This is a genomic window from Photobacterium sp. (genome assembly GCF_057456235.1).
The window spans coordinates 73,473-97,994 of sequence record NZ_JBVCPH010000014.1 but is presented as its reverse complement, the minus strand read 5'-3'; the positions used below and the strand labels follow the sequence as shown (position 1 = coordinate 97,994).

General features: G+C 49.1%; 25 protein-coding genes. 11 read left to right on the top strand and 14 right to left on the bottom strand.

Annotated elements, in window-relative coordinates:
• Window positions 1-25: 25 nt before the first annotated feature.
• Together AC2204_RS15570 and AC2204_RS15565 are read right to left on the bottom strand one after the other, a co-directional pair.
• Window positions 26-466 carry a (deoxy)nucleoside triphosphate pyrophosphohydrolase gene (locus AC2204_RS15570; RefSeq protein WP_318926594.1) on the bottom strand — a complete coding sequence of 147 codons (441 nt, stop codon included), beginning with the start codon at window positions 464-466 and terminating at the stop codon, window positions 26-28.
• Window positions 466-1,113, bottom strand: coding sequence for a YecA/YgfB family protein (locus tag AC2204_RS15565; protein ID WP_318926593.1), 648 nt, complete (start codon window positions 1,111-1,113; stop codon window positions 466-468). The genes AC2204_RS15570 and AC2204_RS15565 overlap by 1 nt, the downstream gene beginning before the upstream one ends.
• Before the next feature lie 231 nt (window positions 1,114-1,344).
• On the opposite strand from AC2204_RS15565, the gene AC2204_RS15560 reads away from it, so the two are divergent.
• The 3 genes from AC2204_RS15560 (at window position 1,345) to AC2204_RS15550 (ending at window position 4,350) form a co-directional block, all read left to right on the top strand.
• Entirely contained in the window at window positions 1,345-2,037 is a 693-nt protein-coding gene (locus tag AC2204_RS15560) for an NAD-dependent epimerase/dehydratase family protein (RefSeq protein WP_318926592.1), read from the top strand.
• A gap of 126 nt (window positions 2,038-2,163) precedes the next feature.
• Window positions 2,164-3,114, top strand: a complete 951-nt coding sequence (gene dusC / locus AC2204_RS15555) for a tRNA dihydrouridine(16) synthase DusC (RefSeq protein WP_318926591.1) — start codon at window positions 2,164-2,166, stop codon at window positions 3,112-3,114.
• A gap of 63 nt (window positions 3,115-3,177) precedes the next feature.
• Window positions 3,178-4,350, top strand: coding sequence for an MFS transporter (locus tag AC2204_RS15550; RefSeq protein WP_318926590.1), 1,173 nt, complete (start codon window positions 3,178-3,180; stop codon window positions 4,348-4,350).
• Between the two features lie 168 nt (window positions 4,351-4,518).
• Here AC2204_RS15550 and AC2204_RS15545 read toward each other — a convergent pair whose 3' ends face one another.
• Window positions 4,519-4,962 (bottom strand): YcgN family cysteine cluster protein, encoded by a 444-nt coding sequence (locus AC2204_RS15545; RefSeq protein WP_318926589.1) that lies wholly within the window; start codon window positions 4,960-4,962, stop codon window positions 4,519-4,521.
• Window positions 4,963-5,186: 224 nt separating this feature from the next.
• Here AC2204_RS15545 and AC2204_RS15540 point away from each other — a divergent pair, with 224 nt between their 5' ends.
• Window positions 5,187-5,435: a YkgJ family cysteine cluster protein gene (locus AC2204_RS15540; RefSeq protein WP_318926588.1), complete on the top strand. Its 249-nt coding sequence runs from the start codon at window positions 5,187-5,189 to the stop codon at window positions 5,433-5,435.
• Between the two features lie 61 nt (window positions 5,436-5,496).
• Here AC2204_RS15540 and AC2204_RS15535 read toward each other — a convergent pair whose 3' ends face one another.
• On the bottom strand, window positions 5,497-5,742 hold the full coding sequence (locus tag AC2204_RS15535) for a TIGR02647 family protein (protein ID WP_318926587.1): 246 nt from the start codon (window positions 5,740-5,742) through the stop codon (window positions 5,497-5,499).
• A 336-nt stretch (window positions 5,743-6,078) separates the two neighbouring features.
• On the bottom strand, window positions 6,079-6,954 hold the full coding sequence (locus AC2204_RS15530) for a Tim44 domain-containing protein (protein ID WP_318926586.1): 876 nt from the start codon (window positions 6,952-6,954) through the stop codon (window positions 6,079-6,081).
• Between the two features lie 225 nt (window positions 6,955-7,179).
• Here AC2204_RS15530 and AC2204_RS15525 point away from each other — a divergent pair, with 225 nt between their 5' ends.
• The 3 genes from AC2204_RS15525 to AC2204_RS15515 all read left to right on the top strand — a co-directional run bounded on the left by AC2204_RS15525 (window position 7,180) and on the right by AC2204_RS15515 (window position 10,298).
• Complete coding sequence (locus AC2204_RS15525) at window positions 7,180-7,578, top strand: TM2 domain-containing protein (RefSeq protein ID WP_318926585.1); 399 nt, start codon at window positions 7,180-7,182, stop codon at window positions 7,576-7,578.
• A 236-nt stretch (window positions 7,579-7,814) separates the two neighbouring features.
• Window positions 7,815-8,411 carry a TetR/AcrR family transcriptional regulator gene (locus AC2204_RS15520; RefSeq protein ID WP_318926584.1) on the top strand — a complete coding sequence of 199 codons (597 nt, stop codon included), beginning with the start codon at window positions 7,815-7,817 and terminating at the stop codon, window positions 8,409-8,411.
• 12 nt (window positions 8,412-8,423) lie between these two features.
• Complete coding sequence (locus AC2204_RS15515) at window positions 8,424-10,298, top strand: MFS transporter (RefSeq protein WP_318926583.1); 1,875 nt, start codon at window positions 8,424-8,426, stop codon at window positions 10,296-10,298.
• 177 nt (window positions 10,299-10,475) lie between these two features.
• Here AC2204_RS15515 and menE read toward each other — a convergent pair whose 3' ends face one another.
• From menE to AC2204_RS15490, 5 genes are all read right to left on the bottom strand, one after another.
• Entirely contained in the window at window positions 10,476-11,882 is a 1,407-nt protein-coding gene (gene menE / locus AC2204_RS15510; RefSeq protein WP_318926582.1) for an o-succinylbenzoate--CoA ligase, read from the bottom strand.
• Window positions 11,870-12,844: an o-succinylbenzoate synthase gene (gene menC / locus AC2204_RS15505; RefSeq protein WP_318926645.1), complete on the bottom strand. Its 975-nt coding sequence runs from the start codon at window positions 12,842-12,844 to the stop codon at window positions 11,870-11,872. Before menC ends, menE begins: the two co-directional genes overlap by 13 nt.
• A gap of 4 nt (window positions 12,845-12,848) precedes the next feature.
• Window positions 12,849-13,667 carry a 2-succinyl-6-hydroxy-2,4-cyclohexadiene-1-carboxylate synthase gene (gene menH / locus AC2204_RS15500; RefSeq protein ID WP_318926581.1) on the bottom strand — a complete coding sequence of 273 codons (819 nt, stop codon included), beginning with the start codon at window positions 13,665-13,667 and terminating at the stop codon, window positions 12,849-12,851.
• Window positions 13,651-15,357 (bottom strand): 2-succinyl-5-enolpyruvyl-6-hydroxy-3-cyclohexene-1-carboxylic-acid synthase, encoded by a 1,707-nt coding sequence (gene menD, locus AC2204_RS15495; protein ID WP_318926644.1) that lies wholly within the window; start codon window positions 15,355-15,357, stop codon window positions 13,651-13,653. The genes menH and menD overlap by 17 nt, the downstream gene beginning before the upstream one ends.
• 83 nt (window positions 15,358-15,440) lie before the next feature.
• On the bottom strand, window positions 15,441-16,793 hold the full coding sequence (locus tag AC2204_RS15490; protein WP_318926643.1) for an isochorismate synthase: 1,353 nt from the start codon (window positions 16,791-16,793) through the stop codon (window positions 15,441-15,443).
• 265 nt (window positions 16,794-17,058) lie between these two features.
• On the opposite strand from AC2204_RS15490, the gene AC2204_RS15485 reads away from it, so the two are divergent.
• From AC2204_RS15485 to AC2204_RS15475, 3 genes are all read left to right on the top strand, one after another.
• Complete coding sequence (locus tag AC2204_RS15485) at window positions 17,059-18,273, top strand: pyridoxal phosphate-dependent aminotransferase (RefSeq protein WP_318926580.1); 1,215 nt, start codon at window positions 17,059-17,061, stop codon at window positions 18,271-18,273.
• Between the two features lie 126 nt (window positions 18,274-18,399).
• Window positions 18,400-18,984 (top strand): 5'-deoxynucleotidase, encoded by a 585-nt coding sequence (gene yfbR, locus AC2204_RS15480; RefSeq protein ID WP_318926579.1) that lies wholly within the window; start codon window positions 18,400-18,402, stop codon window positions 18,982-18,984.
• Window positions 18,984-20,351: an anti-phage deoxyguanosine triphosphatase gene (locus AC2204_RS15475; protein ID WP_318926578.1), complete on the top strand. Its 1,368-nt coding sequence runs from the start codon at window positions 18,984-18,986 to the stop codon at window positions 20,349-20,351. Before yfbR ends, AC2204_RS15475 begins: the two co-directional genes overlap by 1 nt.
• A 54-nt stretch (window positions 20,352-20,405) precedes the next feature.
• On the opposite strand, the gene AC2204_RS15470 is transcribed toward AC2204_RS15475, so the two are convergent.
• Window positions 20,406-21,023: a tRNA-uridine aminocarboxypropyltransferase gene (locus tag AC2204_RS15470; protein WP_318926577.1), complete on the bottom strand. Its 618-nt coding sequence runs from the start codon at window positions 21,021-21,023 to the stop codon at window positions 20,406-20,408.
• A 9-nt stretch (window positions 21,024-21,032) separates the two neighbouring features.
• Between AC2204_RS15470 and rrtA the strand changes: the two genes are divergently transcribed.
• Entirely contained in the window at window positions 21,033-21,572 is a 540-nt protein-coding gene (rrtA, locus tag AC2204_RS15465) for a rhombosortase (RefSeq protein WP_318926576.1), read from the top strand.
• 72 nt (window positions 21,573-21,644) lie between these two features.
• Here the strand turns inward: rrtA and AC2204_RS15460 are convergent, their stop codons facing one another.
• The 3 genes from AC2204_RS15460 to hupB form a co-directional block, all read right to left on the bottom strand.
• On the bottom strand, window positions 21,645-21,932 hold the full coding sequence (locus AC2204_RS15460; protein WP_318926575.1) for a ComEA family DNA-binding protein: 288 nt from the start codon (window positions 21,930-21,932) through the stop codon (window positions 21,645-21,647).
• A 139-nt stretch (window positions 21,933-22,071) separates the two neighbouring features.
• Window positions 22,072-23,964, bottom strand: a complete 1,893-nt coding sequence (gene ppiD, locus AC2204_RS15455) for a peptidylprolyl isomerase (RefSeq protein WP_318926574.1) — start codon at window positions 23,962-23,964, stop codon at window positions 22,072-22,074.
• Between the two features lie 228 nt (window positions 23,965-24,192).
• Entirely contained in the window at window positions 24,193-24,465 is a 273-nt protein-coding gene (gene hupB / locus AC2204_RS15450; protein WP_107284345.1) for a nucleoid-associated protein HU-beta, read from the bottom strand.
• Between the last annotated feature and the right edge of the window lie 57 nt (window positions 24,466-24,522).

Genomic DNA, 24,522 nt, shown 5'->3' with positions numbered 1-24,522 from the left:
CGCCTCTATCTCTCGCGCCTTTTACCTAGTCACTCCCCCCTTGAGTGAGCGCCTCGACAATCGGGTAATCCGCCGGACACAGCTCGTACTGCGCTATCGACACTTTATCAACCCAGATTGCATCCTGATGGCTATGAAGCTGCAGCTCGCCAGATTGCCAATGACTGATATAGCCTTTAAGGTGAATGATCTTATCACCATAATCAAAAAGACTATCAGCCAACCACTTTCCGGTGGTTGTCTGTATCGCCAGCTCTTCTGACAGCTCACGCTCTAATGCTTGTTCCGGTGTTTCGCCCGCTTCCACTTTGCCACCGGGAAACTCCCACAGACCGCCTTGGCTTGCATGCTCAAAGCGTTGGGCAAGCAGATAATGGTCCTCTTTTTCAATCACACCCGCGACGACAATAATGACGGGTTTGTCCTGGTGGCGAACGGTACGTACTGTCGCAGAATGCTCAGACATTACTTGCCACAGCAGTGTTTGAATTTTTTGCCGCTGTCACACAGGCAAGGATCATTACGGCTCATCTCTTTATAAGGATTTACCGCCTGCGCTGCTGCGCCTTGCTGAAATTCATCTGCCGCCATCACGACTTCAGTGAGCATCAACGGTAATTGAGAATACAAATCGGACAGTGCCGGCATGCCTGTCACACCAGCCTCTTTCATTTGAGCCCGCGTTTCTTCTTCATCCAGCAACAACATCAACGTCGTAATTAATGCTGACAGCATACGCATGGTACCGTCAGACATCGTCTGCTCAGCCCAATTAGGCTCAATGGTCGGCCAGACAGCCATAAACCCTTCGGCAAAATGACTCAATGCCTCCGTCACGCCTTGTTCCGCATCCCATTCCAGCGCTGTTGGCAGTTCGAACTCACCGGCTTTGATGTAGCAGTACTGCTGTTCAAAATGACCTAATACAGCCTTTTTCTGCTCTGCCGTCACCGCTCTTTGCTCATCTTCAACCACACCACCGTTGATTAACGCCGGCAACCATGTCTCTGGCTCCAGAGGTTTAGGATTCGCATTGGCTGCCAGTAAAGCGCCTTCAATAAACGCTGCAGGCATTCCTTCCCAGTCCGCTGGTAGTGTCATTAAATCTGTCATTTTCTTTTCCGGTTTTCGAACAATTCTGAAGATGGAACGATTATATACCAACTCACCTGACAATATACGTTGCAAAAAATATCGACGGGATCATGTTGTCTTCAACTCAACAACACTCTTCAATGTTTTTTGTTGAAGTTTGATAGCGATACAGGCCAAACTGATGATTGCCACCAAATAGAACGATTAAACTAAACGCATTTATATATGCCGCTATGAGGAATAACGTTGATGAGTCAGGTAAAAGCAAGTGCGATTATTGCCGGAGCCAGCGGTTTAGTCGGAGATGAGCTGCTTCATCTGCTGCTCGCACATGACCACTTTCAGAGAGTCTATTCCCTTTCTCGCCGCGAGCTTCCTTTTCACAGCAAAAAGTTAGTACAAATTATTCATCCTGAGCTGCGGATTACTGCTTGGGATGAAAGCGATATTACCCCGACCTATGGCTTTATCTGCCTGGGAACAACAAAGAAACAGGCCGGGAGTAACGCCGCCCTTGAAGCCGTTGATTTTCAGCTGGTCAAAGACGTTGCCACGACCATGCAATTACTTGGAGTGACCAACTTGGTGGTGATCTCCAGCTTGTTTGCGCACCCATGGTCACCCTCTCATTATTTACGCAGCAAAGGGAAAATGGAAAAAGCGCTCAGCAAACTGGGGTTTTCCCGCTGTACCTTTGTTCGTCCCGGGCCATTGAAAGGAGAGCGATCGAAACCAAGGCACGGTGAGATCATCAGCCAGCGTATTTTTGCGCTAATTAAACCGCTGCTAGTCGGTCCGCTGGCCCACCTCAATCCCATCCCGGCAGAAGATGTTGCTCGCAGCATGCTGGCACTGAGCCTTGAGCACAAGCGCGTTGATAATCACAGCGTGAGAATTGTTGCAGGTAAATCGATACAGCCACACACCCACCACTCATCTTAAATGCCTGCCCTTCTCATGATCAGGTGACAAAACCTCGATTCCGAACTAAAATCTTGCACCCTTTATCCATTCGCTTAACGATGGCCAAATGGTAATGTGAATGGATATTAAACGTTGAGAGGTGTTATGCGAGTCATATTGGGTCCGATGGAAGGCGTGTTGGACCATTTAATGCGAGAGATGCTAACCGATATTAATGACTATGATCTGTGCGTGACTGAATTCATCCGCATCATAGATCGTCTGTTACCGAATAGTGTTTTCTATCGCTTGTGCCCAGAACTGCACAATGGCGGCAAAACAGCTGCCGGCACCCCCGTTCGCGTCCAGCTATTGGGACAAGAACCTCAATGGATGGCTGAAAATGCCTATCGTGCGATTACCTTAGGCTCTGCTGGCATTGATATTAACTTTGGCTGCCCGGCAAAATCGGTTAACAAAAGTCGTGGCGGGGCCGTATTGCTCAAAGATCCAGAGTCGATCTATCAGATAGTCAAAGCAGTGCGCGGTGCTGTTCATCCGACAAAACCGCTCACCGCCAAGGTACGCTTAGGCTGGGATGATCCCAACCATTGTTTTGAGATAGCCGATGCCGTCGCGCAGGCAGGGGCCGACGAAATCGTTATTCATGCCCGTACCAAGGTTGATGGCTATAAAGCCGATGCCATTAAGTGGGATTACATTCGCCAGACCAAAGAAAAAATCACCATTCCGATCATCGCTAATGGTGAAGTCTGGAATTACCAAAATGGTCAAGCCTGCCTGCAAGCCACCAATACAGACTCCCTGATGGTCTGTCGTGGTGCCCTCAATCTGCCTAATCTGTGTAACGTGGTGAAACGCAACGAAGACCATATGACATGGAGTGAAGTGCTCGAGTTACTACTTCGCTACTCTCAATTTGAAATTAAAGGCGATAAGGGGCTTTACTACCCGAATCGGGTGAAACAGTGGTTTGCTTATCTTCGCCATCAATACCCTGAAGCCAAAGTGCTATTTGCCGATATTCGCAGTCTGAACAAAGCCGCGCCAATTATTTCGCTTCTGCAACAGGCTCACCACCATCAAGCGGCTTAATTTTGTTGAATTAACATCTTCAGGTAGGTACCTTCATCCTTTACAATTTTTTATCGGATGTTTATGAAATCCCTACCCTGGAATGCCTGGCTACTGGCTTTAGTCCAACCTTTTGTCTTATCGGTCGGCGCCCTTAATGTGTTTCTCGGTGGGATTATTGGTGCTCAGTTACAACCAAACCCGGAGCTGTCAACTCTGCCGGTAACGGCTCTGATCGTTGGGGTGTCATTAAACATATTTCCATCGGCTAAAATTCAGCACAAGTTCGGACGGAAAAATGCCTTCATTAGCGCCGCCATTATCAGTGGTTTTGTCGCTTTTGCTGCCGCTTTAGCTATTGAAAAAGAGTCGTTCTGGGGCTTTGCCTTATGCTGTTTCCTTCTCGGTACCCAGTTAGCTTATGTCGGTCAGTACCGCTTTGCTGCCATTGAATGCTGTAAAACACCCAGCCAACACCCCAGTGTGATCAGCTTGGTGCTGGTCGGAGGGATTGCGGCCGCCATGATGGGCCCGGAACTACTCAATATCGGTCAATTCATTCCGATTTATTTGTCTCAATACGCCAATGCTTACAACGCACTGGGGATCATCGAATTAATTGGTGCAACCATCTTGCTGATTGCAATGAAGCCCATCAGCATCAGGGACGACCTCAAAACCAACGGCACCGACCGCCCCTTCTCCCAGGTGTTAAAACAACCCCTGTTATGGCTTGCTACCGGCGCCAGTCTGACTGCCTATGCCGTAATGGCCTTTTTAATGACAGCCACCCCACTGGCAATGCAACACCATGGTCATGATATCCAAAGTGCTAAGTGGGTGATCCAGAGCCACGTTATGGCTATGTATTTACCCTCACTCATTACGCCTATTCTCATCAGGCATATCGGTACCTACCGCCTGATCTATGTCGGTTGTCTGATCATGATCAGCTGCATCATCATAGGCCTTCTCGGGAACAGTGTTCATAGCTACTGGTGGGCATTAGTTTTGCTGGGCATTGGCTGGAATTTCTTGTTTATCAGCGGCACCACCTTGCTACCCAGTACCTACCGTGCCAATGAACGCTTTAAGGTCCAGGCGCTCAATGATTTCTCTATCACCGCCTTTCAGGCCACAGGATCCCTAGGAGCCGGCATGGTGCTCTTTACCCAAGGCTGGAACTGGATGCTGATCGCATCAATTTTTCCGGTAGTGACCTTATTGTTGCTCAATATGGTAGTGAAAAAGCGATAACCACTTTGAAGATGCGTTAACTAAAAGCCTCTGAACGCCCGATATAACAATGCCGCCACTGTCGCCATGATAGTGGCGACAAAATGGCGGCATTCGTCGTTTAATACGGTTTCGAACAGTCTTTCTCGTGACAAGAAAGCTGGTTACCCGCAGTTATACGGATTGGTATTAGCCCGGTATTCTATTGGGGTGATTCAAGATGTGGTCTTCCCAATCGATCACCTCGATTTCGTAGACCACTTTATCGCGAACTGACTCGCCAGCTTGGTGCATCGCTTCTTTTGAACCGGAGATCAAAGGATGCCACTCGGGTAGCGCTTTCCCTTCGGCAAGTAAGCGGTAAGCGCAAGTGTCAGGTAACCAGACAAACTCATCAATGCGTTCACGAGTCAATTTCAGACACTCTTCGCCGGATTCAAAACGATTTGGGTAGTCTTTGCATGAGCACGTGTTGTTATCCAGCAAGCTACAGGCTACGTTGGTGAAATAAATCTCGTCAGTATCATCATCTATTAACTTGTGCAGACAACACTTACCACAACCATCACAGAGTGATTCCCACTCCGGATCAGTCATTGCCGTTAAGCCTTTCTCTTCCCAAAAACGTGCCATGATACCAACCTTATCTTTGACCACCCTCAACCTGTATGGCAGAAGGAGGCGGTTTTATAGCTGCCTCGCAGGTAAAGTGCAAGCAATTAATACCGTTCGAAGGTCAGGAGTCACTGTGGGGGATTAATATTTAGGCCGTATTAATCCACGATTTTTTGACCCTGAAGTGTTTGAATGGTAACTTTCGCACCCGTTTCGAGTGGTTAATAAAGTATAGGTGGGTTATGGAATGTCGTTTAGGCTGTGGAGCGTGCTGTATTGCACCTAGTATCTCTTCTGCGATCCCGGGAATGCCAGAGGGAAAGCCCGCGGGGATTCGCTGTATCCAGTTAAATGAAAATAACCTGTGTAAGCTTTTCGGTAAACCAGAACGTCCGCCGGTATGCCATCATTTCAAACCTTGCCCGGATGTCTGCGGATCATCGAACGAGGAGGCACTACAGGTTATCTCAGAACTTGAAAGCATGACCTGAGGCCATGCTTCCTATCGGTTAGAACAGAATTTTGAAATACGTTTAAATCTCTGTTCACATATTAAACAGTGACAGTTCCCGTCAGAATACGCAGGGTAGCTTTGGCACTTTCAACTGCCTGATGGCCAGAAAATGTCAGATAACCTCCGTCCTCTTGAGTGACCAGCCCTTTCTCAAATAAACGTTTTGCTGCTGCTACCATTTCAGGCGCTGCGTCACCGCGGACTTTGATCCCTTCTAAATCGCTGTGCATTGGAAATTTCACGAGAAGGTTCATTTCATCAACAAGTTCTGCAGTATACGGCATAGTTACCTCTTTTATAAATTACGACCAATTAAATCTTGGTTTGTTTCCGATGTTTTAATACTAGCGGCTGATAAGAATAAAAGTAGGTGATGAGATCAATCTCTTCCAATCTTTGCGGCCAAGAAAGCGACCCAGTTCAAATATTCGGATATTTATACCTGCTGTATGCAACAACAGAGTATTCAACTGATATTCCAAGTGCTTAGCCATGCCGAACTTTAGTCAGAGCACATGACTTCTCGAAGTCTTTTTCAATAAGAGTCGTCACGACAGATCATAAAAAACCGCTCATTTCGAGCGGTTTTAAAGCTATATCGACATAGGTACTTTGATTTCTTACGCCTGAATACCGACGATTAACCAAGGCGCATCAGGTGCCCGTAGATCTCGTTCCAGATGCCAGATATCAGTGATATCTTCCTCGACACCTTCAGCGCGATCTTTATAACGGCCAGAGAACTTGATACTTAGCTGCGCCAGGCTTGCATCGTAATCTGCTCGAACAAGCTCTGCGTCGACATACATCACTTCAGTCTGTTGCTCGCCATCAAGCTTGGCACGTTCAGCGCAAAGATCTGCAAACAGGGCTGGTGATACGTATTCGCGAACTTTCTCAAGCTCGTTATGATTCCATGCGCCTTGCAGAACACGGTAATGATCACGCGAGCCATTTAAAAATGCATTCATATTGAAGTTTGGCGGCAGATTAAACGGCACATCGCTATCTGTCGAACCATAGTCGGCCGCAGTATCTGCTTGCTGTGATGCCGCACTCACTTCAGGTGCCTGGCGATACTGCTGCTGGCTTCGTTGTGATGAATTACCCGCATAAGCTTCGCGGTGCCCCATAGGGGTACTTTTCGCGCCACGCATAGTCTGGAACAGTTTGAAGATAACAAATGCAATCAATCCAAAGATCAACATATCCATAAATTGAATGCCTTCAAAAGCTCCACCGAAGAAAGCGGCAAGCAAACCACCGGCAAGAAGCCCACCCAGCAGCCCTCCCATCAGGCCTTTTTTGCTCGATTGAGCAGCTGTTGGGCTTTGTTTGCCAACCGTATCAGTTTGCTGTGGCTGTTTTTTTTGTACTGGAGCCGTTTTGAAACTTTTACCAAACGACTTACCGCCACCGAATTTTTTTGCCTCAGCATGCGGAGTCATAAACGACACTGCAATAATCAGAGTAAATAGAGTAAAAAAACGTTTCATTAGTTTATATACCTTTGCCATATTCTCCGAGCATCCTATCGGGCTACCTTAGAAAGTCAATCAAACAGACGTCTCAAATTGTTACGAAAATTAATGAAGATCGACAAAACTGGAAAATACTAGGCCCTTGGCGCTCGGGCACTTTACAGAGATTTGATTGTCCAATCGTCTAGTCTTTGATAAAAAGCGACTTAGACAAACTAATACAGACTCACAGGTGGAAACATGCAAGATACACATAGCAAACTGATCGGCTATTTACTGTGGATTTTTGGCTTTACCGGTGCGCATCGCTTCTACTATGGAAAACCGGTCACGGGAACAATCTGGTTTCTGACTTTAGGCCTTTGCGGTATTGGCTGGCTGATTGACCTGTTCCTAATTCCGTCAATGGATCGCGAAGCGGATTTACGCTTTCAGGCTGGCGAAGTGGATTATAACGTTTCCTGGCTGCTTCTGACTTTTCTCGGTGTATTCGGTGTGCATCGTATGTACATGGGAAAATGGCTAACGGGTATCCTCTACCTCTGCACTTTCGGTTTTTTCCTGATTGGTATTCTGGTTGATTTCTGGACCCTAAATGAACAGATATCTATTAGAAATTCAGAGAAAAACGCCAGATAATTGAATAAATTAAAACTTTTCACTTGGCATATTCCAACTATGATTAACAAGTGAGAGAATTATCACAAGTAAGCCTGTAATTTAGCACACCGCAGGCTTTTCCCTTGACCATCTTGGTTGTGAACAACTACAGTATCGAACGTTTTTCTATAACAATTTATAAAAATCTGAGCCAGTATCCCTTGGTTTGGCATCGGATTAGCAACAAGAATATAACCCATTAAGAGTATTTTTCGATGGCAAGACGAAATGACCATACTCGTGAAGAGTTGGTAAGTATGACACTGGAGCAGGTGAAAAATTTTCTAAGTGAGCATCCGCACCACGAGCTCAGCCTGCGTAAAGTCGCAGCAATGATTGGCTATGTACCTAGCACCCTGGTAAACGTTTTTGGTAACTACAATCTGCTATTACTTCATGCTGTCGCTCAGACATTAGATGAATTGTTTGCTGAAGCCGCAAACGAAATGAAAAACGCAACATCACCTGAAGACGCACTGCGCAGACTGGCGTATTGTTATCAGGAATTTGCGGCATCTCATCCCTACCGTTGGCAGCTAATTTTTCAACATACCATGAGCGGCGATGATCTGCCTGAGTGGCAATCTGAACGTATCGATAAAATGACCGGAATGCTGGAAGCACTGATCCGTCAAATCACACCGGAAAAATCTGAAAAAGAGATCATGGAAGCGAGCCGCGTACTTTGGGCTGGCGTTCACGGTATCACACTGCTTAGCGTTGACGATAAACTCTTCACCTCAACCCCTGTTGACGGCAAAGTACTCATCGATAACTTATTGGATACCTATCTCAACTCCTGGCGCGTATAAACGGAGCTTTCAATGCGCACACAGCCCCAATCCCGACTGTTAACTAAACAGCGTTTTTTACCGTATTTTCTCACTCAGGCGCTTGGGGCTTTTAATGACAATGTCTATAAGAATGTGTTACTCATTCTTATCGCTTTTGCCGCTCCCGGCACCCTGCCCCTCGATTCAGATTTAATCATTAATCTGGCGGCGGGGGTATTTATACTGCCTTTCTTCCTTTTTTCAGCTTCTGCCGGAGTACTGGCGGATAAATACGATAAAGCGCTGATCATGCGTATCGTTAAGATGGCCGAAATCATCATTATGGCGCTGGCCGCTGTCGCTTTTCTCGCTGAAAGCTACATGATGCTGCTGGTTTTGCTATTTCTTATGGGAAGCCAGTCTGCCTTTTTCGGGCCGGCTAAATATGCCCTGCTGCCCCAGCATCTGAAAAAAGAAGAATTAGTCTCAGGGAACGCGCTGGTTGAAACCGGAACGTTTCTGGCGATTTTACTCGGCACCCTGCTGGCAGGCGTTATCGCGAATCAGAAGGATGCTCCCATCATCGCTGCGATCAGTGTGGTCAGTTTTGCGGTCTTAGGCTATCTGACATCGCGCTGGATACCAGAAGCGAAGCCAAGCAACCCGAATCTTGTTTTTAAATGGCAACCTGCCCGCCAGACCCGTCATACTTTAGCCATTGCCAGAAACGATAAGACCATCTTCCTGTGCGTGTTAGGCATCAGCTGGTTTTGGTTCCTCGGAGCCTGTTACCTGACCCAGTTTCCAAATTTCGCGAAAATGCATTTAGGGGGGGGCGCCGCTTCTGTTTCTTTCCTGTTGGCCCTGTTTTCAATCGGTATTGCGGTCGGATCTCTGCTCTGTGATCGCCTCTCTAGTCACCGCATTGAGCCCGGAATTGTTCCTTTGGGCAGTTTGGGCATTACATTGTTTGGCGCCGATCTGCTGTTTGCTGCACCTGAAATTATTCCTGTTTCCCGAAGTATTGCTGAATTTATCTCTCAGCCAGAATTATTCCGGGTCTTCATTTCTTTAACTATGCTTGGCGTGTCTGGCGGTATTTTCATCGTCCCGCTTTACGCTATGATGCAACACCGTGCTAAAGCAGGTGAGCGTGCGCAAATCATTGCAGCCAACAATATCTTAAATGCGTTGTTTATGGTTGCCAGTGCAATTATTTCGATCCTCTTTTTGTCGGTCCTTGACCTCAGTATTCCGCAGTTTTTCTTTGTCCTCTCGGTAATGAACCTGTGTGTTGTTCTCTATCTCTACATACAGGTTCCTGACTTCTTCTGGCGCTTTCTGGTATGGATGGTGACCCATACTATGTATCGAGTCACCCATACCAACCTGGCAAGTATCCCTAAACAAGGCGGCGCATTGCTTGTCTGCAATCATGTCAGTTATATGGATGCCTTGTTGCTGGCTGGTGCCTGCCCCCGTCCAATCCGTTTCCTGATGGATCAGGATATTTATAACCTTCCACTGATCCGTGCTTTCTGCCGTGCCTGTAAGGTGATTCCGGTCAATGCCTCTGATGGCAAGTCAATCCGCACCGCCTTCAGTCAGGTTTCAGAGTATTTAGACAATGGCGATCTTGTTTGCGTCTTTCCGGAAGGTCAATTGACCCATGACGGTGAAATCGGCCCTTTCCTACGCGGTATCGATATCATTATCAAGCACTCAGCGGTGCCGGTTATTCCTGTCGCCCTGCAAGGCCTGTGGGGGAGTTTATTCAGCCGTGAAGGCGGCCGTGCTCTGCTGAAAAAGCCCAAGCGTTTCTGGTCCAGAGTCAATATTGTTGCCGGATCCGCTCTCACGTCAAGTGAAGCGAACAGTACGACACTGCGGGAGCGAGTAATGGCACTTAGAGGAAAGAATCGGTAAAGAAGTGACGAGTATCGAGTATCGAGTATCGAGTATCGAGTATCGAGTATCGAGTATCGAGTATCGAGTATCGAGTATCGAGTATCGAGTATCGAGTATCGAGTATCGAGTATCGAGTATCTAGAGCCTAGTCTCTCGCCACTCGATACTCCAATACTCGCTTGTATCTCTTAAATCTCAAAGCTGGCAAATCAACCAGTGTTTCAGTTTTTCCCGTGATACTTTTATGCCTGATTTGGCAAAACCTTCGGGTAACGGGTAATAACAAATTGGCCGCTTGAACGTCACAACCTGCTCTGCCATATAAGCTTGCAGGTTATTGACCAGCTCATCGGTTAATACCGATCCGGGCTCGACAATGGCCACCGGGCGCTGGCCAAATTCCGAGTCTTCAACCGGCAACACAAATGCCTGCCTGATATCAGGGTGAGCCAGTAAAACCCGTTCCACGTCTTCAGGCTGAATATTCTCGCCTCCGGAGATAAACATATTGTCGGCACGCCCGATAATATGCAGTTCTTCATTTCGCCATTCGCCTAAATCACGGGTTGCAAACCATTCACCTTCGCAGGCCGGAAATATTGTTTTATTCCGGTAATAGCCCAAGCCCAAGGTTGCACCGCGCACGAAAATCTCGCCATTTTTCAACGTCAGTTCACGGTTGGGTATGACCGCACCGACTCCGCCGCTGGCATCAGCCCTTTTCGCGGTCACAGTCGATCCCATCTCCGTCATACCGTAGCCACACCAGCAATTGATGCCGGAAAGCTCGGCCTGTTCAGTCAGGCTTATCGGGATAACAGTACCACCTAGCAGTACCTTTTTTAACCTAAAAGTTACCGAGGGGTCGCGTTCCTGATATGCCAGAAAACGCTGTAACTGGGTCGGCACCAGAGAGGCGTGAGTCACCTGAGTTAATGCCCTGTCAAAGTCGACAGGCCGTGCCACAACCAACCTGCCACCACGGTATAACCAGCGCCAGACTATCGCCAAACCTGAAATATGGAATAACGGCAGTGAAAGTAACCAGCTATCATCCTGGGCGAAATCCATCCACGCCAGCAGGCCGGCAGCACTGGCTAAATGATTGCCTGCACTATGGACCGCCACTTTCGGTGTTCCTGTCGAGCCCGAGGTAAAAGTCATTGTCGCCGGCCGTGTTGGCTGCCAGGTTACAGGAACCAATCGGGGATTCTGCGGCGGCAGTAAATACAATCGCTGGCCCGAGATAAGCGGATGTACTGTTTTTGCCGGATACCAGATAAAATCATGCTGTAACTGATCAAGCTGGGCATTTAACTCAACCTCGGTATGACGAGGATTCAACCCGACATACCGTGCCCCTACCCGCAAGGTTGCCAGCAGCAGCCATAAAACCTGAATCGAATTGGGGGCGACAACCGCAATCAACTGATCACGCTTGACCCCCTGCTCAAGCAGGCATTGTGCATACTCGTCAACCCGTGCCGTAACTTCAGCCCAGCTGAAGTGTTGTTCGCCAAACGAAAGAGCGGTCGCTGACGACCGCTCTGATGCCCAATGTTGCCAGGGCCATGTGGCGAAGTCGTAACTTACTTCTGCCATACCGCCTCAAGTGTTGCTAAAGACGTCACCGGCAAATTACTGTCCGGCCACGGTGTTTCCAGCTGAGCCGCAAACAGCTGCATAGTATCCAGTCCCGGGATCACCCCCGGCGTTTGCCATGCTGCCAGCCGTGCCAGCTGGTTTAAACCCAGGCTGGATTCTATGCTGGAGCTAATCACCGCGGTTAAGCCTGCGGCATGCGCCTGGCTGACCAGCTCAATACAGCGTTGTACGGAGCCCACCAGCGTCGGCTTTATAATGATTGCCACCACGCCGGGTTCAGCCTTTACCTCAAAGCCTTCATCACGTACGGTTTCATCCCATGCGATGTTAATACCCGTTTCCTGGGAAAAAGCCAGACTGTCAGCCGGTGTCTTACAAGGCTCTTCCAGGAAGGCAATACCTGCTCGGTGCTCAGGTTTCACGTATTTAGCAAACTGCCGAGCCTTAACCGGTGTCCACTGGCGATTTGCATCTAAGCGCAATCTTATTTCCGGAATAGCTTCAATGAACATGTTAGCCACGATCCCATCACGGACCGCTTCATACATACCCACTTTTATTTTTGCCACTTTCTCGCCGGGCATCTCATTCAGTCGGACAATCAGATCATCGGGATCGCCAGAACACAGCGGGGCCACCAGATAGTTGCCTTCAGCAGGCAACCCGCCAGCGAGTTCAAGTTGTGCCATGCTCAGACCAAATGCAACGGATGGAAATGCCTGAGAGAGATCAAGGTTGTCCCCCTCGATCCAGGCTTCCAGCAGTTGCTGAGCTTGTTCTCCGGCTTGCTGGACTGTTTCCCGGCTAAACTCTGGCAATGGTGCAATTTCACCATAACCGACTGCTTCGCCATCACGTAATTCGACAACCCAGCCGTCACGAGTGACTAAACGCTGATGGCGTAAGATAACGCCTGAATCCATGGGTAACTGGTATTGATACAACTTAACACTACGCATAGTTTCAGCCTGCCTTATGACTCTCGCCATGTTTAATTCCAATCTGTTTTACAAAATTATTAATTACCGTGCTGAACTCATGAGGCCGTTCAACATGCACATTATGTCCCGCCGACGGGATCACCCGATAATCGAATGCGGTGCCCTCGACCAGACGTCTGAATTTGCTGTCCTGCTCGCCACAGACATAGAGTACGGGCAGGGATAGTGCTGCTAATTTTTCTTGCAGCGGGGGCTGCTTTGCTAAGGATGTAGCAAGCAGCATACGTGCAACACCGGAACCAAGGTTATCACTCCGTTTCAGTATCAAACTTTGTCTTTGGTCATGATTCAGTGACGAAAAGACAGGTTGTTGATACCAATCAGGTAAAACCTTGCCAAGTGATTCACGGGTAAAACGCTGCGCCCATTTTTCATCATTTGCAAATCTTGCGGCACATTCTATTGGCGGCAGCCCGAAATGACCACCTTCCAGGATCATACCGGCCAATCGGGCTGAGCTTTCAAGATAAGGGTGAGTGGCATGATACATCGCCAGCCGTGCGCCCATTGAATAGCCGATCAACACATAAGAGGTGATATGGCGGTGAGCCAGCGTTTGGTGTATCAGCTGATTAACCTGAACAAAATCAGCCGCCGATAACATCTGGCTGTTACCATGTCCGGGTAAATCAATGGTCAGGCAGAAATAATGCGGGGACAGCGCATTGATGACATGGCGCCAGTCCCGCCCGGATCCCAGTAATCCGTGCAGAAACACCAGGGTGGGTTGCGGCCAGCGAAGATCATGCCTGACACCATAGCTTTCAGAGTAAAGAGGCATCTCTGATCTCGGCAAATAACGCTTTTAACAACTGTCCGGCCTGACCCGGAGGGGTCTTAACTTCAATCAGCGTCGGGCCGCTCTGGCTCAATGCCTGACGACACATTTGCTCCGCCTGTTCCAGCGAATCCGGACAATAATACCCTAACCCGAACATCGCCGCCGCATGACTGAACTCCAGCCCATGCGGCATTCGGTAGAAATCCTCCCGCTGCTGCTCCGGTACCGGCAGCAAATCAAAGATCCCGCCACCATCGTTGTTCGTCACCAGAACCACGACAGGATGTGAAACCTCGCGAAGTAACGCCAATGAATTCAGATCATACAAGAGTGACGTATCCCCCAGCAGGCATAACAGCGGCGCTTTCCTGGCTTTGTATACCCCGGCAGCTGTCGCAATCAAACCATCAATACCCGAGGCGCCGCGGTTGGAAAATGTCGCGGTCTGCGGCAATTTTCCACACATATCAAGCAGGCGAACGATCAGGCTGTTGCCGAGAAATAACTCGGTACTCTCCGGTAGCCACCGGGGCAAATTCGCCGCAAGAGTGATCTCGGTAAGCTCTGAACAGTGCACCGCTAGCATGTCGAAGTAGCGGCTGGAAGCGAGCTGTAGCGGCTCAGCCCAACCAGAATGAGTACTGGCTAGTGACTGCTCAGCCGCGAACGTCGCCCACTGCTTAATATTTGCCTGAATACGATGACTACGCCGATGAGTGGGGTCTAGCCGCCCGGCTAACGGATCCACCAGCCAGTATTGTTCCCAATCAGAATTGTCGATTAACTGCAGCAGGCGCTTAGAAACCAGGCGGGCACCAAATTGCACGATGGTGTCGGCTTGCTTGAGAAAATTATGACATTCAGCATTTTGCATCCAGACATCAAACCCCGCCCAGTCGCTGCTGCCCCCGCCTTGAGGATCAACCAATAATGGCCAGCCCAATTTTTCGGCCAATGCTTGGACCGCTGGCAACGCCTCGGGCTCTAACCGGCCCGCAATCACAATGCCTTTGCGCTCGGTCAGCGACTGCCATTTATACGCATCAATCGAAATGTGATGGCCGGCGGCCTGACTGTGCATGGTATAAGGCTGAACATCACCCTGCCAGGTTCCTAACGGGCTAAGATATTCAGTAAAATCAGCGTCATCGCCATAGAGTGGTTCAGGATAGTGACAGTTAAAGTGGACAGCACTGCCCTGCAGCTTTTGTTGCTGCATGGCTTCGTCAATGGTCGTTAACAGCCAGGCTGGAGACACCGCTAATGTCGGCGACGGGATATCATGAAAGGCGGTCACATGCTGTGAAAAAATACCTGACTGGCGGATCGCCTGATTCGCCCCGCACTGAATGAGCTCCAATGGTCGGTCAGATGTCAGCAACACCAGTTTCTCACCGGTCAAACCGGCCTCTGCGACCGCGGGCAGTAAATTTGCGACGGCCGTTCCCGACGTCACCACAACGGCGACCGGTTCCTGGGTCGCCTTGGCTAAGCCTAAAGCCAGAAAGCCAAGTCCACGTTCATCAAAATGAGGATGGATCGTCAGCTGGCGGTTATCGACTGCCGCCAGCGTTAACGGCGTCGAGCGAGAGCCGGGTGCGATGCAGATATGTTTAACGCCCAGCCGGGCCAACTCTTCTAACATCAAGCCAGCCCACAGCTTATTCAGTGCCGCTTGCTGTTGTTTCATATCCAAGCGCTCAGCTTCCAAGGCCGGTGTTTCCAAGGTCGATGTTTCCAAGGTCAAAGCGTGCGAGGTCAATAGCCCTTCAGTCATGCAGATACTCGCTCCAGTTCCGGCTCATCCGATTCGAGCAAGCTGCATAATGTGGCGGTTTTACGATCCAGTTCCATCCACTCGCTATCAGCGGTTGATCCCGGAACAATACCGGCTCCGGCAAAAACGTGCACTTCTTCGCCCATGATCAATGCACTGCGAATGGCAACACAGAATTCACTGCGTTGACGGCTGATAAACCCCACCGCACCGCTATACCAGCCGCGTGCGAACGGTTCATGCTCGGTAATGAAGCTCAGCGCCTGATCGCGAGGCAATCCGGCAATCGCCGCCGTAGGCTGCAGGTTATCGAGTAGGTCGGCACTGGAGACGTGCTCGTTTAATTGCACCTCAATACCGCGTTTTATGTGCTGCACTTTACGTAACCGTACCAGCTCCGGTGCTTTCGCAACATCCATAGATTCGCAGCAAGGAACCAGACGGCCGACAATGTCGTCCACCACTAAGCGGTTCTCGTAACGGTTCTTCGTGTCGGCCATCAGCCACTGGGCTAACTGGTTATCTTCCACCGCATTCAGACCGCGACCTACCGTTCCCGCCAATGCCTCGGTTTTTAGTTCGCGATCATGGCGTAAAAACAAACGCTCCGGCGTCGAACCGATAAAACTGTGTTTCTCATCCAGCGCCATCATAAAGTGGAAGCTGTTGCTATTGCTGGCTCGGCTGGCTTTCAGTAATTGTGCTGGTGCGACGGGCGTGTCCAGCTGAAGCGTCGTACGACGGGCCAGCACCACTTTGTCTAAGACTTGTTGCGAAATGGCTTCAAGCGCCTGACTGATCATCGTCGACCAGCCGGAAAAATCAGGCGTATCGGTGCGGCCAATGATCGTGCTGCGGATACCCGGCATCTTTTTCGCTGTGGTAGTAACTTGCGCTAAAGCCAGCAACAATTTCTCTTTCTCAGCAGGCAGGTTAACAGCTAGGTGCCTGCTGCCATCGATACGGATAACTTCAAGCAGTGGCAGGAAGAAAAAAGAAGACAGGCAGCGACGATTTCGACGGGTTCGTCCGTCAAACGAACGCCCGCCCCAAATTCGCTGATCATCAGACAGCACTTTCTCAGCGACCATCGGGTCGGTAAACGTTTTGACCTGACCTAATGCAACAACCTCTTCACGGCTATCACGGGACTGCCAGTAGAATTTCGGGAAGAGCGGCTGGGATTCCATCCAATCAATCAGGTCGGTATTTGCTGGTAAATCCAGTGATACCGTCAAACGTTGGGTTGTATCTGACGCTTGTTGAATTTTATCGATTAAAACTTCAATGGCAGTTTGTAGCGCAATCAAGGTAACCTCACTCAGCTCTGTAGCACCATAAAGGCTCATCCCTGGCTGATTGTAGATGTGCCGTTCACTGGGCACGCAGTTCTACCTTCATGTTAGTTAAATAGCATAACCACATAGTGAATCGACTATTCTACCCTACTTATTACCCGCATGGAAAACTGTTCTGTAGCAGATCACACTCCCTGAAAAAGTATTTAATTACATATAATATCGTTTCACCTGATTTTTTACTGCAGGGGCTTTCTTTTGCACGGTTTTATAGTGTAATTTGTTGGTATTACATAATAATTCTCAGGTTAACCAAATGCACAATATCGGGATGTCCTCCAAGCTGAATAATGTTTGTTATGACATACGTGGCCCCGTTCTTAAACATGCCAAGCGCATGGAAGAAGAAGGCCATAAAATTTTAAAGCTAAATATCGGCAATCCCGCCCCGTTCGGCTTTGATGCACCCGATGAGATCCTGGTCGATGTGATCCGAAACCTGCCGACCTCACAAGGTTATTGTGACTCAAAAGGCATTTATCCTGCTCGTAAAGCCATTGTGCAGCATTATCAAAAACGCGGGCTGCTTGATATCGATGTAGAAGATGTTTACGTCGGTAACGGCGTTTCAGAGCTGATTGTAATGACAATGCAAGCGCTGTTAGATAACCACGATGAAATCCTTATCCCCTCCCCCGACTATCCGCTATGGACCGCTGCGGTATCGCTGTCAGGCGGTAATCCGGTTCATTACATTTGTGATGAGTCGTCGGATTGGTATCCGGATCTGGACGATATTAAAAAGAAAATCACCCCCAATACCCGCGGGATAGTACTGATCAACCCGAACAACCCGACCGGTGCCGTGTATAGCCGTGATTTTCTGCTTGAAGTGGTCGAAATTGCCCGCAAGCATAATTTGATCATTTTTGCCGATGAAATCTACGACAAAATCTTATACGAAGGGGCACAACATACCTCTATTGCCCCGCTGGCAGAAGATGTGTTCTGTGTCACCTTTAACGGGCTGTCAAAGTCATATCGCGTCTGCGGCTTCCGCGCAGGCTGGATGGTGCTGTCCGGCCCTAAGCATCTCGCGAAAGAGTATATTGAAGGGCTGGATATGCTCGCATCCATGCGCTTGTGCGCCAATGTTCCAATGCAGCATGCAATTCAGACCGCGCTTGGGGGCTATCAAAGTATTAACGAGCTGATCCTGCCCGGTGGCCGTCTGCTTGAACAGCGAAACAAAGCCTATGAAATGATCACTCAGATACCGGGAGTTTCATGCGTCAAACCCAAGGGAGCCTTATACCTTTTCCCTAAGCTTGATCCTAAGAAATTCAATATTGTGAACGATGAGCGCATGGCGCTGGATTTTCTGCAGCAGGAAAAAGTACTGATCGTGCACGGGACCGGTTTTAACTGGAAAAAGCCGGACCATTTCCGCATTGTCACCCTGCCGCGGGTTGATGATCTTGAGATTGCCATCGGCCGCCTGGAGCGCTTCTTACACAGCTATCGCCAGTAATTACCGTCAAGCTTCCAACTCAAGCCTCAGTTTTTACTGGGGCTTTTGTTTACCTCATCGATAATTCTGTTACCTTTATGACTGAACCAAGTCATTCTTTCCCCCTAGCAGCGAAGAAGTATCGATATGGAAAAAAGTCATTTTTTTGCTCACCTTGCTCGCATGAACCTTATTCAGCGCTGGCCTTTGATGCGGTGTGTCGCAACAGAGAATATTTCTGAGCATAGCCTGCAAGTTGCCTTTGTCGCCCACGCCCTGGCTTTGATTAAAAACCGTAAGTTCGGCGGTCATGTTAACCCTGAGCGTATTGCACTGCTCGGCATGTTTCACGATACCAGTGAGGTCTTAACCGGCGACATGCCGACCCCGATAAAATACTACAACCCGGCGATTGCTGAAGAGTACAAAAAGATAGAACTTGCCGCAGAGCAGAAGCTGGTTTCGATGCTGCCAGAAGAGTTCCGTGAAGATTATGCCCCGCTATTAGACAGCCAGGCTATCGATCAGGGTGACTATGCTATCGTCAAACAGGCTGATTCCCTGTGTGCTTACCTGAAATGCCTCGAAGAGCTCAATGCGGGTAACCATGAGTTTACCCAGGCAAAAAAACGGTTAGAAAAAACATTAGCCGACCGCTCTAGCCCTGAGATGGAATACTTTCTAGCGACTTTTGTCGATAGTTTCAATCTAACCCTGGATGACATCAGTTAATGACTAAATTTGCCCTGAAGCCCGAGTGGGAACAGCGAAAAAGTAACGAGCAGAAAATGCGTCGCAATGATCACCGTTCGGTCTATCAGCGGGATCGGGCTCGTATTCTTCACTCCGCGGCCTTTCGGCGTCTGCAGGCAAAAACACAGGTGCACGGGGCCGGCCACCATGACTTTTACCGTACCCGGCTGACCCATTCACTGGAAGCGTCACAAATCGGCACCGGCATTGTTGCTCAGCTCAAAATTAAACAGCCGCAGTTTCGGGATTTGCTGCCGACGAGCAGCTTAATGGAAAGCCTGTGTCTGGCCCATGACATCGGCCATCCGCCCTTTGGTCATGGCGGCGAAGTCGCCCTGAATTACATGATGCGCCATCACGGCGGGTTTGAAGGTAATGCCCAGACATTTCGTATTGTGAGCTTACTGGAACCTTATACCGAGCACTTTGGCATGAACCTCGCTCGCCGCAGTCTGCTCGGTTTACTCAAGTATCCGGCCTTTATCAGCCAGACCCGCGCTATTGAACAGCCAGCCGAAGTCAGTAACTTCCGCCATCTCAAGGCCAAAGACTGGCATCCGGCAAAAGGGGTTTATAACGATGATAGCGGTGTATTCAACTGGGTCTTAGCCCCGCTATCCGAGCATGATAGAACTCTGTTCGGCCAGATGCGCAGTGAGCGGACCGACCCCGGTGAACACCAGAAAACGCACTTTAAATCGCTCGATTGTTCGATCATGGAGCTGGCAGATGACATCGCCTATGGTGTCCACGATCTGGAAGATGCCATTGTGATGGGCATTGTCAGTCGTGAACAGTGGCACGATGCCGTTGCGAGCAAGCTCGCTGATTGCGGTGAACCCTGGCTTGAGGAGCGAACCACAGAAATCAGTGAACAGCTGTTTGGCACCCATTACCAACGAAAAGATGCAATCGGTGCAATGGTGAACGCCCTGCTGACATCGATTCAGATCGGTCCGACCATTCAAGACGGTCTCCATAGTTTTGAAGAGCCTTTGCTGAAATGGAATGCTTATTTGACTGAACCGATGGAGCGCGTGCTCGCAGTATTGAAACACTTTGTCAGCGAATACGTGGTGAAGAAGCCTGAAATCCAGCTGCTGGAATACAAAGGCCAGCAATTAGTCATGGAGCTGTTTGATGCCTTTGCCTCCGACCCGGAACGACTGCTGCCAGCCAGTACCCGCGAGCGCTGGCTGCACGTTGTCAGCCAGGGAGATAACGAGTACCGGATCATTGCAGACTACATTTCCGGGATGACCGACGGCTTTTCCCAACGGCTATACAGCACCCTTTTCCTGCCGACCACCGCGGTGTCGCTCGGAAGCGAGGGGCATGGGCTTTGAGGTTGAGTCACGAGGTTCTAGATAACCAGAGATGAGAAGCTCGAGCTCTTGCCCCTACTTTTCACCGTAGTGCTTCTCGTAGATCCCCGCCGGCATCTGCCGGATCTGAAAATCAATCATCTGATTAAATACACCGAGCAGTGGCGCAAACGTCTCGGACTGGCCCTCCAGTGCAGTCAATGCCAGGTAACCGGCTTCAACCGTTGATACGCCTTGTTCTTTCGGGGATTTACGTATCCGGTAGTTGCCGGATTCGACATTATCCAGGTTTACGGTTGGCAAATGGTGCAAGTTCGTTGAAAGCTGCCACATTTTATAGGCTTTCTTCCAGGTACCGTCCAGCAGGATCAGCGTCCGGATGGCCCCTTTTGCCGGACGCGTCGATGCCAGTCGGGAAATCGGCACCGAGTCCTCGCCGGGATAAACCAGCCAGACTTCTCGGCCAGATTCAGCAAGCAACGCATTTAACTCATCATGCTGAGAAAAGTCCTCACCGACCCATAGCCGGGCTGTGGGTAATGACAGGGTGAGTATCCGCGCAGTACCAATCGCCCGATTAAGTTCAGAAGGGTGTTGTAAAATCCACAGTTCAGTTTTAGCATCAATAACTTGGATCCAGCGACAAATGCAGGCTTTTTTCGCCTTTCCGCACTGTTCACAATATCGGCTCATGAGGTTGCCTTGTCTATTCGTACTTATTTAGTTATCGCCATCAGTCTCAGTTTTCTTGCACAATGGCCCGTCATCCAATCCTGGATCGCCTGGGATCGCGAGACTATTGCTCACGGCGAAATATGGCGGATCCTAACAGGAAATCTCACCCATACCAATTGGCCTCACATGGTAATGAACAGCCTGGCACTGATCGTTATCACTTTTATTTTCCGCGCCCATTTCTGTGCAAAACATTATACCGTCCTTATTCTGTTAATTTCTCTTGTCATTGGGATCGGTCTCTTTGCGACGGATATTCAATGGTATGCGGGTCTGTCAGGCGTCCTTCATGGCTTATTTGCATGGGGAGCAGTAAGAGATCTTCGTACTCAAACCAAAGGAGGATGGCTGCTATTAGCTGGCCTGACTTTCAAAATAGGCTGGGAGCAATACTATGGCGGGGCGGCTAGCTCAGCGGCATTAATCGGGGCGCGAGTGGCAATTGAAGCTCATTTGATTGGGGCGGTTACCGGTCTGATTGCTGGCTATACTCAGCGTCAGAAGTAATACCTGTCGGGGGCAACTGAAGAAGTACCTCAAACTACGCTCCTCCATGCTCATACCGATTAGTATTGCCTACTACAGCTTGATACGCTGACGGTTTTTTTCAACGGTTGAAACACCAATCCCTTTGACCTTTTGCAAATCTTCCGCTGTTTTGAAATTGCCATTGGTCTCACGGTACGCAATGATCTTTTCGGCTTTGTCCGGTCCGATACCTATCAGTAACTTATCCAGCTCTTCAGCATTAGCCTGATTGATGTTAATGGTGATTTCAATGCCTTCATGAGCATCGCCTGCAGCCAACCCCACCGGGGCAAACACCACTGCGGCGCAAAACACGACGGCTTTCATTACCTGGTTCATCTTCTTCCTCTTATTACACTTTATGATGTCCATGCAGCATAGCGATTAAAGAATAACGGGAAAGTATAAAATACTATTAATGTCCAGAAAAAAGACGGGCCGCACAAAGGCGGCCCGTTAACAGAAATATAAATTTCAATTAGTTGGCAGGCGTTTCCAATAATGGGTAACTAACCTCTGCAGTAGCGCGAAGCACTTGCAGTGTTGCCTCTGTATCTTGCTGGGCGTTCATCTGCTCTACCTGAGTGGCAAACTGGCTATCGACAGCGACCGGTTCGACATCAGAGTTAATCACGCTATCCAGTGCAATGATCATCACGTTACCGGACATATCACGCGTCATGCCATAGACAGGTTGGCCTTCCGCTGGTTTAGGTAAACCAAATGCAACCTGAGACACCATGCGATCTGGACCTGAGCGGCTAATGGTTTGCTCTTCAGCGAAACGTAAACCCTCAGTTGCAAGAACCGCGTCGTCGCCCGCGCGAAGTGCCGCGATGATTTCATCCGCTTTCGCTTGCGCATTGAGCTCACCTTTCTGGCTGGCCAGCTGAGCTTTCACGGCAGCAGAAACCTCTGCAAACGGCAGTACCGCTTCGTCGCGTGAATCTTCAACGCGTACCACCACAACATGCTCAGGACCAATTTCGATCACATCTGAATTCAGGCCATCTTCACGCACTTCAGCACTGAATATCGCCTGCAATACAGCCGGGTTAGCCAGCACACCTTGTGCATCATTCTGAGAGAAGAATTCAGTATGCTGAACGTCTACATTTACCGCGGCTGCAGCGTCATCCAGAGAGTCCGGCATTTCAAAGGCAGTCTCGGCAAGCTGAGTCTGCATATCATAGAAATATTCAGCAGCACGCTGTTCGCGAAGTGACACAAGGATCTCATCACGAACATCGGCAAATGGCTTCACATCTGATGCTTTTACTGCGTTCAATTTGATGATGTGGTAACCAAACGATGATTTCACGACTTCAGAAATATCGCCGTCGTTTTCCAATGCAAATGCTGCATCTTCGAACGCAGGATCCATCACTCCACGTTCAAACCAATCCAGCTTACCGCCGTCTTTAGCACTGAACGTATCATCAGAAGAGGATTGCGCCAGCTGAGTGAAATCAGCACCGGCTTTCAGCTGAGCCATGACATCATCAGCCTTCGCTTTCGCTTCGCTGCTATCCCCCTGAACCAGAATGTGACTTACCTGGCGTTGTTCCGCTGTACTGTACTTTTCTTTATGATCAGCGTAGTCAGCTTTAGCATCATCATCTGATACTTCAATGCTGTCTTTCAGACCCTCACCAGAAAGCTCAATGTATGCCACCTTTACTTGCTCTGGACGGGTGAACATCTGCGGGTTCTGCTCATAAAATGCGGTGACTTCTTGTTCAGAAATGTCTGCATTTTTGGTGAACTCAGCAAGATCCAATGTCAGGCTACGAATAACACGCTGCTGCGCTTCTAGCTTACGCAGAGCCGTCAGTTCGCTGCTTAGTGCAAAGTCGCTGCCCTGAATCGCCGTAAGGAACTGCTGGCGAAGCATATCACTACGAATGTATTCAGCGAATTGCTCCGGTGAAAAACCCGAGCGGCGCAGTAGCGTTGTGTACATGTCGTTATCAAACTGACCATTACGCTGGAATTCAGGCATGGAAACAATCGCGTTACGAATTTGCTCGTCGCTGATGCGTAAACCTAATTCATTCGCGCGCTGCTCAATTAAAACGTCATTGACCATGCGATCAAGCACGCTTTGACGGAATTGTTTAACGTATTCAGGATCGCCCAGAAGCGTCGCAAAATAGTCACCTAACTGTGACTGCATACGATTTCGCTCGTTCTGATAAGCCTGTTCAAATTGGCTTTGGCTGATTTCCTGACCATCAATCTTTGCTGCAGCTTGTTGGCTGCCACCGGCAAGGTAGCTACCAACGCCAGCAAAGACAAAAGAGAAAATAATCAGGCTAAGAATAATCTTAACCCAAATGCTGTTAACGCCTTCGCGCAGTCGCTCCATCATGATTTGCCGTATCTCCTACTGTTCGAGCTGGCATGGCTGTATGAAGATGCCTCCGGCGGGCAGTAACAGCCACCGAAACGTCACCTTGATACAAAATAATACAAGTAAAAGAAAAAAAGCGCATCAACTTGATGCGCCCTCATCAGTTCTGCTTAGTTATAAAAACAACCAGCATTGATATTTGAACTGTACGAATTACAGCACAAACACAGGGCTAACCCCTATTGTTTAGTTTACAGAGTCTTTAAGCGCTTTGCCTGGTTTAAAACCAGGTACTTTTGCAGCAGCAATTTGGATCTCTTCACCGGTTTGCGGATTACGGCCCGTACGTGCCGCACGCTCACGTACTGAGAAAGTACCAAAACCAACAAGCGCAACCTGATCACCGGTTTTCAACGTGTCAGAAACAGCGTCAATAAATGCATCCAAAGCACGACCAGCAGACGCTTTAGAGATATCAGCACTTTCAGCAATTTTATCCACTAACTGAGTTTTATTCACAATTTCATCCCCTCAATGAAGATTGTCCGTAAGAGACATTATCGACGAAAAATGCCT

What these genes read in the sequence shown, in the direction of transcription:
- AC2204_RS15490 (WP_318926643.1), bottom strand. Translation starts at nt 16,793, where the DNA reads ATGAGCCTTTATGGTGCTACAGAGCTGAGTGAGGTTACCTTGATTGCG.
- AC2204_RS15525 (WP_318926585.1), top strand. Translation starts at nt 7,180, where the DNA reads ATGCAAGATACACATAGCAAACTGATCGGCTATTTACTGTGGATTTTT.
- menD (WP_318926644.1), bottom strand. Translation starts at nt 15,357, where the DNA reads ATGAAACAACAGCAAGCGGCACTGAATAAGCTGTGGGCTGGCTTGATG.
- ppiD (WP_318926574.1), bottom strand. Translation starts at nt 23,964, where the DNA reads ATGATGGAGCGACTGCGCGAAGGCGTTAACAGCATTTGGGTTAAGATT.
- AC2204_RS15485 (WP_318926580.1), top strand. Translation starts at nt 17,059, where the DNA reads ATGCACAATATCGGGATGTCCTCCAAGCTGAATAATGTTTGTTATGAC.
- AC2204_RS15460 (WP_318926575.1), bottom strand. Translation starts at nt 21,932, where the DNA reads ATGAACCAGGTAATGAAAGCCGTCGTGTTTTGCGCCGCAGTGGTGTTT.
- menC (WP_318926645.1), bottom strand. Translation starts at nt 12,844, where the DNA reads ATGCGTAGTGTTAAGTTGTATCAATACCAGTTACCCATGGATTCAGGC.
- AC2204_RS15565 (WP_318926593.1), bottom strand. Translation starts at nt 1,113, where the DNA reads ATGACAGATTTAATGACACTACCAGCGGACTGGGAAGGAATGCCTGCA.
- AC2204_RS15520 (WP_318926584.1), top strand. Translation starts at nt 7,815, where the DNA reads ATGGCAAGACGAAATGACCATACTCGTGAAGAGTTGGTAAGTATGACA.
- yfbR (WP_318926579.1), top strand. Translation starts at nt 18,400, where the DNA reads ATGGAAAAAAGTCATTTTTTTGCTCACCTTGCTCGCATGAACCTTATT.
- AC2204_RS15475 (WP_318926578.1), top strand. Translation starts at nt 18,984, where the DNA reads ATGACTAAATTTGCCCTGAAGCCCGAGTGGGAACAGCGAAAAAGTAAC.
- AC2204_RS15540 (WP_318926588.1), top strand. Translation starts at nt 5,187, where the DNA reads ATGGAATGTCGTTTAGGCTGTGGAGCGTGCTGTATTGCACCTAGTATC.
- menH (WP_318926581.1), bottom strand. Translation starts at nt 13,667, where the DNA reads ATGCCTCTTTACTCTGAAAGCTATGGTGTCAGGCATGATCTTCGCTGG.
- AC2204_RS15530 (WP_318926586.1), bottom strand. Translation starts at nt 6,954, where the DNA reads ATGAAACGTTTTTTTACTCTATTTACTCTGATTATTGCAGTGTCGTTT.
- AC2204_RS15570 (WP_318926594.1), bottom strand. Translation starts at nt 466, where the DNA reads ATGTCTGAGCATTCTGCGACAGTACGTACCGTTCGCCACCAGGACAAA.
- dusC (WP_318926591.1), top strand. Translation starts at nt 2,164, where the DNA reads ATGCGAGTCATATTGGGTCCGATGGAAGGCGTGTTGGACCATTTAATG.
- AC2204_RS15535 (WP_318926587.1), bottom strand. Translation starts at nt 5,742, where the DNA reads ATGCCGTATACTGCAGAACTTGTTGATGAAATGAACCTTCTCGTGAAA.
- AC2204_RS15545 (WP_318926589.1), bottom strand. Translation starts at nt 4,962, where the DNA reads ATGGCACGTTTTTGGGAAGAGAAAGGCTTAACGGCAATGACTGATCCG.
- AC2204_RS15550 (WP_318926590.1), top strand. Translation starts at nt 3,178, where the DNA reads ATGAAATCCCTACCCTGGAATGCCTGGCTACTGGCTTTAGTCCAACCT.
- menE (WP_318926582.1), bottom strand. Translation starts at nt 11,882, where the DNA reads ATGGCAGAAGTAAGTTACGACTTCGCCACATGGCCCTGGCAACATTGG.
- AC2204_RS15560 (WP_318926592.1), top strand. Translation starts at nt 1,345, where the DNA reads ATGAGTCAGGTAAAAGCAAGTGCGATTATTGCCGGAGCCAGCGGTTTA.
- AC2204_RS15470 (WP_318926577.1), bottom strand. Translation starts at nt 21,023, where the DNA reads ATGAGCCGATATTGTGAACAGTGCGGAAAGGCGAAAAAAGCCTGCATT.
- AC2204_RS15515 (WP_318926583.1), top strand. Translation starts at nt 8,424, where the DNA reads ATGCGCACACAGCCCCAATCCCGACTGTTAACTAAACAGCGTTTTTTA.